Genomic DNA, 10,360 nt, shown 5'->3' with positions numbered 1-10,360 from the left:
CCCCCAAAATCGCCCGACGCCATAGCCAAAAACCGACCGGCCCCAACCCAAACAAAAACCCCGCCGAAAAATCGACGGGGTTTGTCAGCGGTCTGTGCCCGCCGGACGGCGGGCATTTTCATGTCTGGGTTCGCCAGAAGCGCTCGACGGGCGCGCCCCGGACGAAATCGCCTCAGTCGAAATGCCCCGAGGCGTGGCCGAGCATCGTGTACACCTTGCCGGTGTCGGAGGTGAGATAGGTTTTGGTCAGCACATTGCCACGGTCGTCGGCCGCCACCTGATCGAGCAGACGGTCGAATTCAGCGATGTAGCGGTCCACCGTCGTCCGGAACTCCGCGTCGCTCCGGTATTTCCGGCGCAATTCGTCGAAGGTCTGCTGACCCTGCATGGTGTAGAGGCGGCGGGTGAAAACGTTGCGTTCACCGCGCTTGTAGCGCTCCCACAATTCCACCGCGGCCTGATGGTCGATCATGCGCGCGATGTCCACCGACAGCGAATCGAGGGATTCGATGGTGTGGCGGGCCGGGCGCGGGCGCGTCGGCTCTTGGCGGCGCACGGTTTCGGACGGGGTTTCCGCGAGATCGCCCGAGGCACGGGCGAGCAGCTCGGAGAGCCAGCCGTCCCGGCCCGCGTCGCTCTCGCGGGGCGTATCGGCGGCCTGCGGCGGAGCCGCCGCCGGCTGCGGCTGAGGCGCCTGGGGCGGCTGGGGCCGCTGGGTCTGGGTGCGGGCGTCGAGCGCAGGGTCGACGCGGCGGGGTGGCAAAGGCGAGGGAGAGGGCCGGCGGGCCGGCGCCTCCGGACTCGGTCCGACCGGAACCGCGGCTTCCGTGCGGGTCCGTGCGGCCGTGCGGTCGCCCGCCCGGTCCAAAGCGGCGCGTTCGAGCGCCACGCGCTCGATCGACGTGCGGTCCGGAACCGGCCGCTCCGAACCGGGCCGCTCGAAGCCGGTCCGCTCCACAGCGGTGCGTTCGAACATGGTCCGTTCCACCGGGGCCCGCTCGACCGGCGTGCGCTCGACCGGCGCGCGGTCGATCTGCGTGCGTTCGACGGGCGGCCGCTCAGCCGAGACCCGCTCGACCGGCGCCCGCTCGATGGGGCGCTCGGCCGGGCGCTCGGCGCTCGGGCGCGGGGCCGCCTCGCGGGTCACGATCCGGCCGGCCGGCGCCGCGACGTCGACCGCATGGCCCTGGCGGGCAACGATCTCGTTCAGCTCCGCGAGCGCCTTGATCTGTTCGGCGACGGCACGCCGCATGCTGGCTGCGCTGGCTTCGGTCTCCGCCGGCAGTTCCAGAATGCCGCGCTTCATCTCCTCGCGGGCGAGGTCGATCGCCTGCTGGACATCCTTCGCCGCATCCTTGAGCTGATGGGACACCTCGGTGAAGCGCCGCCCGGTATCCTCGAACAGGCGATTCACCTCGCCCATCGCTTCCTTATAGGTGCCGCGCAGAAGTTCGGTGACGCGCTCGCGCTCTGCCGCGGAGGCGTTGCGGACCTGCTCGAACTGGCCTTCCAGAGCCTTGGACGAGGTGGCGGCGGAGTCCACAACAGCGGCGGAAATCTCCTGGGCGCGCTTCTGTGCGGCGGCCAGGGACTGTTCCAGCATGCCGTGGAAGTTCGCCAGGCGCGCCTCCAGCTCCGAGGCCCGGGTCGAGAGGGTCGAGCCGAGCTCGTCCATCGCCGCCTTCCGGGCGGTCAGAACGCCTTCCACCTGGTCGTGCGTCTCGCCGAGCGTCTGCGAGGCCAGCATCAGGCCGCGGCCTTGTTCCTCGAACCGCTGGGTCAGGCTGGAGATTTCGGTGAGCGCCCCCTGGGTGAGGGCGCGCAGGGTCTCCACCTCGATCCCGAGCTGGCCGACTGTGCCCGCCGCGGAACCGTTGAGCGCGCGAACATTGTCCTGGAGCGCAGCGACCTGTTGGGCAAAGCCGGTCTCAAAATGGCTGAGCGCCGCCACGATGCCGCCGGTCGCCTGCTTGAAGGCGGTATCGGCATCGCCGAGCCGCGCGATGATCGCCTGCACGTCGCCCTGGACGCCGGCATTCGCCGCGGTGATTTCGGCCACCGCCCGCTGGCTCGCTTCCTGCAGCGCGGCCAGGAACATGCCATTCTTGCCTTCCAGCGTATCGGACAGATCCTGGAGACGCTGGGTCAGCGCGACCGAGATCGCATCCGCCTGGCCGGTCAAGGTTTCTCCGACATTCGAGGCGAGTGCGTTGAGGGACGCCTCGACCTCGGCCGCATTCTGGCGCAGGCGCGTCGAAACGCCCTCGATTTTGCTGGTGAGGTTCTGCGCGACGGCCGTCCCGCGCATTTCGAGCGCCGCGGAGACGCCTTCGAGCCGATTCGCCACCAGATCCTCGATCCGTGCGACGCGGTGTTCGAGAAGCGCAGCGATGTCCTCGGCCCGTCCGCTGATGGCCTCGCCGGCATGTTCGGCGCGCTCCGTGAGGAGATCGCCGATCGCCTGGGCGCGGGCATTGACCGTCTCGCCGAGATAATCGGTCCGTTCGGTGAGAAGGTCGGCGATGGCCTGCGCCTGCGCCATCGCGCTCCCGCCGAGCTGGTCGGCGCGCTCGGTGAGAATGTCGCCGATCGCCTGGGCACGGGTGGTGACCGTCTCGCCGAAATAGTCGGCCCGTCCGGTCAGCATGTCGCCCACGCTCTCGGCCCGGGCGGTGATGGTCTCGCCCAGATAATCGGCTCGCTCGGTCAGCATCGCGCCGACTGTCTCGGCCCGGGCCGCGATCGTCTCGGCGAAATAGTCGGCCCGTCCCGTCAATACGTCGCCTGCGTTCTCGGCCCGGGTGGTGATGGTCTCGCCCAGATAATCGGCTCGCTCGGTCAGCATCGTGCCGACCGTCTCGGCCCGGGCCGCGATCGTCTCGGCGAGATATTCGGCCCGTTCGGTGAGCATGTCCCCGACCGACTGGGCCTGCGACGCCACCGTCGCGCCGAGATGGTCGGCACGCTCGGTGAGAATGTCGCCGATCGCCTGGGCGCGGGTGGTGACCGTCTCGCCGAAATAGTCGGCCCGGCCCGTCAGCATGTCGCCCACGCTCTCGGCCCGGGTGGTGATGGTCTCGCCCAAATAATCCGCCCGTTCGGTGAGCATCGCGCCGACCGTCTCGGCCCGGGCCACGATCGTTTCGGCGAGATATTCGGCGCGGTCGGCGAGCATGTCCCCGACCGACTGGGCCTGCGAGGCCACCGTCGCGCCGAGATGGTCGGCGCGTTCGGTGAGGAGGGCGCTCGCGGCCTCGGCACGGGCGGCGACGCTTTCGCCGACCTGGTCCGCGCGCTCGGTCAGCAACGCGCCGACCGCATCGGCGCGTTCCGTCAGGATCGCACCCACGGCCTCGGCACGGGCGGTCACCGTCTCTCCGAGATAATCCGCCCGCTCGGTCAACAAGGACCCGATGGCCTCGGCCCGCGACAGCACGGTCTCGCCGACATGGTCGGCGCGCTCGGTCAGCATCGCGCCGACGGCCTCGGCCCGCGAGGCGACGGTCTTGCCGAGATAGTCGGCGCGCGCGGTCAGCATCGCGCTCACGGTTTCGGCGCGCGCCGTCACCGTCTCGCCGAAATAGTCGGCTCGCGCCGTCAGCATGTCCCCGACCGTCTCGGCCTGGGCCGTCACGGTGTCGCCGAGATGGGTGGCGCGCTCGGTGAGCAGGTCGCCGATCTGCTGGGTACGCTGGACGAAGAAGTCATCGAGCCTGGTCAGCGTGTCGTCGAACGTGTCTCCGGTCGCCTGCATGCCGGCCGAAAGCGCGGACGTGAGCTGCTCGCCGCGCTGTGCCAACGTCTCCGCGAGGCTGCGCGTCTTCTCCTCGATCGCCTGTTCGACGCGCGAGAGGCGATCGTCCAAAGCGGAGGAGAAAATATCCGCGGTCGTGTCGAGGCGCTGGTCCAGGCCCGCGAGGGTGCCCTGGAGGCTCTCATTGAGGACGTTGACCTGCAAGGACAGGCCGTCGACCAGAGCCGGCGCATGTTGCCGGAGGCTTGAATCGAGGGTTTCGACGCCTTGCTGGATCGCCTGCGCCATCAGCGTGCTGTCATGGCTGATGCGGTCCGCGAGATCGCCGCCCTGGATGGTGATGGTGTCTTCCAGCGTCCGCAGACGGCTGTTGAGCATGTCGCGGATCTGGTCGCCCTTGGTCCCGATGGTCGAGACCAGAATGTCGGCCGTCTCGCTGAAGGCTTCGGTGACGCTGGACCCACGCGCGCCGATCGCTTCGGTCACTTCGAGGCCCACCGCCCCGAGCCGGTCGGTCATCTCGTTGCCGGCGAGGGCGAGGGCGTCGGCGATCTGGTCGCCCTTCTGCACCAGAGAGGAGGTCACGGCCTGGCCGCTGCGCTCCAAAGCTTCCGCCAGGCGCTCGCCGGTCTCACCGAGGCGCTCCTGGAGCGCATCCCCATGGATCGCGACGGCGTCGTGGATGCGGTTCCCGGCCAGTTCGATCCGGTCGGCGAGGTCCCCGCCGTGCAGCGCCAGCGTCTCGCCGACCCGCGCCCCGGTGTCCTCGATCTTGCGAACGAGGTCGCCGCCGCGGCTGGAGAATTCCATCACCACGTTCTCGCCCGCGTCGCGGAACGAGGCCGTGATTTCGGCGGCGCGCACCGCGATGTCGTCGGCAAAGCGGGTGCTGTTCGATTCCAGGGTCTCGACGATCGCCGCCCGGTTGGCGTCGACGCCGGTCGCCACCTCGTTGCTCCAGCGCGAGATCAGGACCGCGACCTCCGTGCTGGAAGAGAGGAGGCTGGCGCTCAGCTCATCCGTGCGCGACTTCATGGTGGCGGCGAGGTCGTCGCCAGCGCGGACGAGGTTCGCATCCAGCGTGCTGCCGACACTCTGCAGCCGGTCGATCAAATCGTTGCTCTTGGCGGTCAGATTGTCCGCGACGGTATCGGCGGCGCGGTTCATGGCGTCGGTCATCTCCTGACCGCGCTGACCGAGCATCTCGCTGACCCGCTCGATCGCTCCGGCCACATTGTCCTGAACCCGGTCGGCCACATCGCGCACTTCGCCGGACAGCATGGTCTCGGCATCCAGGATGCCCTCCCGGAGCCGTTCCGTGTGCGCCAGGATGTTCTGCCGCTCCACCTGCAATTCCTCGATCAGGTGCCGGATGCGGATCTCGTTGTCTTCATAGGCCCGCTCGAGGATCGAGACCTCGTTGCGCACCACGGTCTCGAGTTCGGCCGCCCGGGCGATCGCCCGGTCGAGGCCTTCGCCCATCGCCGCGACTTCCCGGCGCACCGCCTGGCCGACCGTGACCACGGCGTCGGTGCCGAGGGATTCCGGCTGCGCGAGCCGCAGCGCCACCTCGGTCATCGACTTGCCGATGAGCTGGAGATCGCGCGAGCGCCGCACCATCGCCGCCAGCCCGAAGAACGCGACCGGCGGGATGACGAGGCCGGCGAGGATGGCCAGGAGCGCGGGAGAGGACATCAAAGCGTCGATGCTGGTGAGGCCGGCGAAGGCCGCGCGCTGCGTCGCCACCATGTAGGGAAGGCCGAAGCCGACCCACAGGATGGCGAGCCCCGCCGCCCACCAATAGGGCGCGGGGGAGGAGCGGCGCTGCAACTGGCTGAGAAGCTGGCCGACGGTCTGGCGATCGTCATTGGCGGCGCGGCGATCCGCAACCTCGACCCGCGTACGCCGTGGCCGGGTATCGCGCTGGATCGGACGGTCGTCCGCCGGCGGGGGCTCGGGGGAGTCGATCTGGAGCGTCAGTGCCTCCTGGATCGCCGAGAGGGCCGCCTCGGTGGGATCCTGGATCTTGCGCGGTGTCTTCATGATCGCCTCTGTCGCCGAGTGCGGCACTGCCACACGTTTCGCCAACACGACCGGTCCGCAGCAGGCGCTGACGTCGGGCGTAGTCTGGCAAGACTTTGTTTACCTTACCGCATCTTAACTTTGCGGGGGTGCCGATTGAAACCGTCCCGCACCGCGCATGTGAAGATATCGTTAACGCGTGCGCCGCGGCACATCTCGCCTTACTGGCCGCGGCCGTTTATAGGGCAGGGGGCAACAGGGAAATTCGCGCTCGCATGGCCCGCATTACGTTCGTCTCCTTTGAAGGTGCCACCCGTACGGTCGAGGCGCCGGTCGGCGCCACGGCTATGGAGGCCGCAGTGCGAAATGGTGTTGCCGGCATAGATGCCGAGTGCGGCGGCGCCTGCGCCTGCGCGACATGTCACGTCTATGTGGATGAAGCATGGCGCGACCGGGTGGGCGAGCCGGGATCGATGGAAGAGGACATGCTCGATTACGCCTTCGACGTCCGGCCGTCCTCGCGCCTCTCCTGCCAGATCAAGCTGAGCGACGGGCTGGACGGGCTGGTCCTGCATATGCCGGCGCGCCAAGGCTGAGGAGAGCGCCGCGCGCTCATGCTTCGTTTACCCGGGCACGACACAATATTGCCTGGGGTGGCGAGGATATATCATGGCTATTGTCACTGCCTCGGCTGGAAGCTGCGCCGTCGTGCCGACCACTCATCTCCGTTCCCCGACCATCCTCGTGTTCGATTCCGGGCTCGGCGGCCTCTCGGTCTTCACCGAGATCGCACGGCTTCGGCCGGACGCCCATTACGTCTATGCCGCGGACACGGCCGCCTTTCCCTATGGGGCGATGGGCGAGGCCGCGCTGACGGCCCGGGTTGGGGAGGTGATGGACGATCTCGTTCCGCTCGTCCGCCCGGACCTCGTCGTGATCGCCTGCAATACGGCGTCCACTTTGGCGCTTCCGAGCCTGCGTGCACGGTATGCCGTGCCCTTCGTGGGGACCGTCCCGGCGATCAAGCCGGCCTGCGCGGGATCGGTCTCGAAGCGGATCAGCGTGCTGGCGACCCCGGGAACCGTGCGGCGCGACTATACGGCGAGCCTGATCCGCGAATTCGCCGGCGCGTGTCAGGTCGTCTTGGTGCCGAGTGATACACTGGCGGGGCTGGCGGAATCCGTCCTCGCGGGGATTCCCGTCGACGATGCCGATCTCCGGAGGGAAATCCTGCCGTGCTTCGTGCGGGATGCCGGCGGGCGGACCGATACGATCGTTCTCGCCTGCACCCATTATCCCTTGATCCTCGGCCATCTGACGCGTCTCGCCCCGTGGCCGGTCTCCTGGATCGACCCGGCGCCGGCCATTGCGCGCCGGGTGGTCTCGCTGCTCGGCCCGGCGGCCGGGGCGGGCAGCCCGAAGCCGCTTCATCTCGTCGCGACCGGTGCGCCGCTGGACAGCGAATTGGTCTCGGCGGTGACGGGGCGCAGGGTCGCGGCCTCCGCACAGATCGAGCCGGCCCGGAGGGTGGCCTCGTGACGGCGGGGGGAAGCCCTGTGCTCGGACGTCGGCAGGTGCTCGGCGGCGGGCTCGCGCTGGCCGCGATCGCCGCTTGTCCCGGCACCGCCATGGCGCAGAAGGCACAAGCGCCGTTTCCCGCCTGGGTCGCGAAATTCAAGGCCCGCGCGCTCGCGCGGGGCATCAGCGGACAGACCTACGATACGGTGATGGCCGGCGTGGTTCCGGACAAAAGCGTCTATGCCGCCGACCGTGCCCAGCCGGAATTCCAGGAAGAGGTATGGCAATATCTCAACCGCCGGGTCTCGGAATGGCGCATCGAGACCGGACGGCGCAAGGCGGCGGAATATGCCGCTTTGCTGGGCCGCATCGAAGCCGAGTTTGGCGTCGATCGCGCAGTCATGCTCGGCTATTGGGGCATGGAATCGGCCTTCGGCCAGGTGGTCGAAAATCCGCAGCACATGAAGCCGGTCTTCAATTCTTTGTCGGCCCTCGCCTGGGGGGAGCCGCGGCGGCGGAAATATTGGGAAACCGAGCTTCTGAATGCGCTGGTAATCGTCCAGCGCGGCTGGAGCACGCCTTCGGAAATGGTCGGATCCTGGGCCGGCGCCATGGGCCATACCCAGTGGATGCCGGAGGTGTGGCTCAATATGGGGGTCGATTTCGACGGCAACGGTCGGATCTCCCCGTTCGGCCGCCCGGACGATGCCTTGGCGGGAACCGCCAATTATCTGGTCAAGCGCGGAAAGTACCGGCGGGGCGAACCCTGGGGGCTGGAGGCGCGCATTCCGGAGGGCTTCGATACCAAGCTCGCGGACAACCGGACCTGGCGCACGCTCGGCGCCTGGAGCGGGCGTGGGGTGACCACCGTGGATGGCCGCTCTTTGGCGGGTTACGACGCCGAGGCGCGGCTCTGGCTGCCCGGTGGCGCCGGCGGACCCGCGTTTCTGCTCCTGCCGAATTTCTATGCGGTGCGCTCCTACAATCCCTCGTCGAGCTACGCGCTCGCGGTCTGCCATCTCGGCGACCGGGTGATGGGGGAGGGGCCGTTCGTGACCCCCTGGGCCGATGGCGAACGCACCCTCACCTTGGCGGAAATCCAGGAAATCCAGGTCCGCTTGACCCGCAACGGCTTCGACACCGGCGGCACGGACGGGCGGGTCGGCCAGGGCACGATGCGGGCCGTGCGCGCCTTCCAGCAGCGCGCCGGGATCGAGCCGGCGGACGGCTATCCCGGGCTGAAGGTGCTGACCGCCCTGCGATCGCGTTAGGAGCGCGATCCGATCGGTTTGAACCCCCGTAATCGGATCGGGCGCTAACCGCGGATCGTGCGCAGGAAATTGCCGTAGAGGTGCTGCGCGGCCATTTTGAAAGCATCCATCCGGTCGTCCGTCTCGGCCTCGAGCTGAGCCTGCCCACCTTCGCCCGTGATCGATTCGAGAGCATCCTTGTATTCTGGGATGGCCCCCCAATCCCGGACCGTGCCGCTCTCGATCTCGACATGATATTGGACGCCGAAGGCGCGCGGGCCGAGCTGGATCGCCTGAATCGGGCAGGCCTCGTTCCGGGCGAGCACCGTCGCTCCCTCCGGGAGGGTCGTGACTTCGGCGCCGTGCCATTGCAGCGTCGGGAAATTGTCGGGCAGACCCGCAAACACTGCAGCGCCACGCCCCTCGGGCGTCAAGGCGACCGGACAGACGCCCACTTCGGGGCGGGCCATCTTCGCCACCCGTCCCCCCATCGCCTCGGCCAGCAATTGGTGCCCGAGACAGATGCCGAGAAACGGCCTTCCGGCGGCGACCCAGTCACGGATCACCGCCTTCTCGGTCTTGAGCCAGGGATGAATGCGCTCCTCCCACACATCCATGGGCCCGCCGAAGGCGAGCAAAGCGTCATAAGGGTCGGTCGGGGGAATCGTCTCGCCGGCATCCAATTCGACCGCATCCCAGACAATGCCGTCCTGTCGCATGAATTCGCGGAAGCGACCGGGATGTTCGGACGGGGCGTGCTGGAGTACCAGGAATTTCATGTGACCTCCGCAAAGTGCCCCTTAATCTGCCGGACCTCCGCGCGGGAGGAAACGGGAGATCCAGGGGCGTGGCGGGTGCGAGGATTGACAGAACGGTGACGCGCGCATAGAAGGCGCGACCTCGCTGGTCGATCCGTCGGCCGGCGGTGGCAACGTTTGGCATTTGCACCCGTGGCTTTTTCGGCAGCGCGCCGAGGGGTCTGTCAGTGACGGCGATCGTCGTTACAGAGGAGGGGCGCGATCCATCCCGAAGACAACGCAACAAGGATCAGCGTTACATGAGCAAGCGCATCGCGGCGAAGCACAAGATCGACCGCCGCATGGGTGAGAATATCTGGGGCCGCCCGAAGAGCCCCGTCAATCGCCGTGAATACGGCCCCGGCCAGCATGGCCAGCGCCGCAAGGGCAAGCTTTCCGACTTCGGCGTGCAGCTCCGCGCGAAGCAGAAGCTCAAGGGCTATTACGGCTCGATCGGCGAGAAGCAGTTCCACGCGACCTATGTGGAAGCCTCGCGCCTGAAGGGCGACACCGGCGCCAATCTGATCGGCCTGCTCGAGCGCCGCCTCGATGCGGTGGTCTACCGCGCCAAGTTCGTGCCCACCATCTTCGCCGCCCGCCAGTTCGTGAGCCATGGCCACGTCAAGGTGAACGGCCGCCGGGTCAATATCCCGTCCTACCTGATCAAGGTCGGGGACGTGATCGAGGTAAAGGAAGCCTCGAAGCAGATGGCGCTGGTTCTCGAGGCGATGCAGCTCGCCGAGCGCGACATTCCGGACTATCTGGACGTCGACCAGAACAAGCTGGCTGCGACTTTCGCGCGCGTGCCGGAACTCAACGAAGTGCCCTATCCGGTTCAGATGGAACCGAATCTGGTGGTCGAGTTCTATTCGCGCTGATCCCGTCGCGCGCACCGCTCCGCCAAAGGCCGCCTTCGGGCGGGCACAGACCGCTGACAAACCCCGTCGATTTTTCGGCGGGGTTTTTGTTTGGGTTGGGGCCGGTCGGTTTTTGGCTATGGCGTCGGTCGATTTTGGGGG

At 67.9% G+C, this 10,360-nt stretch carries 6 protein-coding genes; 4 read left to right on the top strand and 2 right to left on the bottom strand.

Going from position 1 to position 10,360, the window contains the following annotated elements; translation table 11 throughout:
* Nucleotides 1-172 precede the first annotated feature (172 nt).
* On the bottom strand, nucleotides 173-5,797 hold the full coding sequence (locus EDC64_RS23020; RefSeq protein ID WP_132036169.1) for an apolipoprotein A-IV repeat region-like domain-containing protein: 5,625 nt from the start codon (nucleotides 5,795-5,797) through the stop codon (nucleotides 173-175).
* Between the two features lie 254 nt (nucleotides 5,798-6,051).
* On the opposite strand from EDC64_RS23020, the gene EDC64_RS23015 reads away from it, so the two are divergent.
* The 3 genes from EDC64_RS23015 (at nucleotide 6,052) to EDC64_RS23005 (ending at nucleotide 8,565) form a co-directional block, all read left to right on the top strand.
* Entirely contained in the window at nucleotides 6,052-6,372 is a 321-nt protein-coding gene (locus EDC64_RS23015; protein ID WP_132036167.1) for a 2Fe-2S iron-sulfur cluster-binding protein, read from the top strand.
* A 73-nt stretch (nucleotides 6,373-6,445) separates the two neighbouring features.
* Nucleotides 6,446-7,315 carry a glutamate racemase gene (murI, locus tag EDC64_RS23010; RefSeq protein WP_132036165.1) on the top strand — a complete coding sequence of 290 codons (870 nt, stop codon included), beginning with the start codon at nucleotides 6,446-6,448 and terminating at the stop codon, nucleotides 7,313-7,315.
* Nucleotides 7,312-8,565: a lytic murein transglycosylase gene (locus tag EDC64_RS23005; RefSeq protein WP_420808976.1), complete on the top strand. Its 1,254-nt coding sequence runs from the start codon at nucleotides 7,312-7,314 to the stop codon at nucleotides 8,563-8,565. The genes murI and EDC64_RS23005 overlap by 4 nt, the downstream gene beginning before the upstream one ends.
* A 44-nt stretch (nucleotides 8,566-8,609) precedes the next feature.
* Here the strand turns inward: EDC64_RS23005 and EDC64_RS23000 are convergent, their stop codons facing one another.
* Nucleotides 8,610-9,323: a type 1 glutamine amidotransferase gene (locus EDC64_RS23000; RefSeq protein ID WP_132036163.1), complete on the bottom strand. Its 714-nt coding sequence runs from the start codon at nucleotides 9,321-9,323 to the stop codon at nucleotides 8,610-8,612.
* Nucleotides 9,324-9,601: 278 nt separating this feature from the next.
* On the opposite strand from EDC64_RS23000, the gene rpsD reads away from it, so the two are divergent.
* Nucleotides 9,602-10,219 carry a 30S ribosomal protein S4 gene (rpsD, locus tag EDC64_RS22995; protein WP_132036161.1) on the top strand — a complete coding sequence of 206 codons (618 nt, stop codon included), beginning with the start codon at nucleotides 9,602-9,604 and terminating at the stop codon, nucleotides 10,217-10,219.
* The last annotated feature ends 141 nt before the right edge of the window (nucleotides 10,220-10,360 follow it).

It is taken from the genome of Aquabacter spiritensis (assembly GCF_004346185.1).
GTDB classification, from domain to species: domain Bacteria; phylum Pseudomonadota; class Alphaproteobacteria; order Rhizobiales; family Xanthobacteraceae; genus Aquabacter; species Aquabacter spiritensis.
The sequence above is the reverse complement of the archived record's forward strand: the minus strand, read 5'-3'. Positions and strand labels throughout refer to the sequence as shown.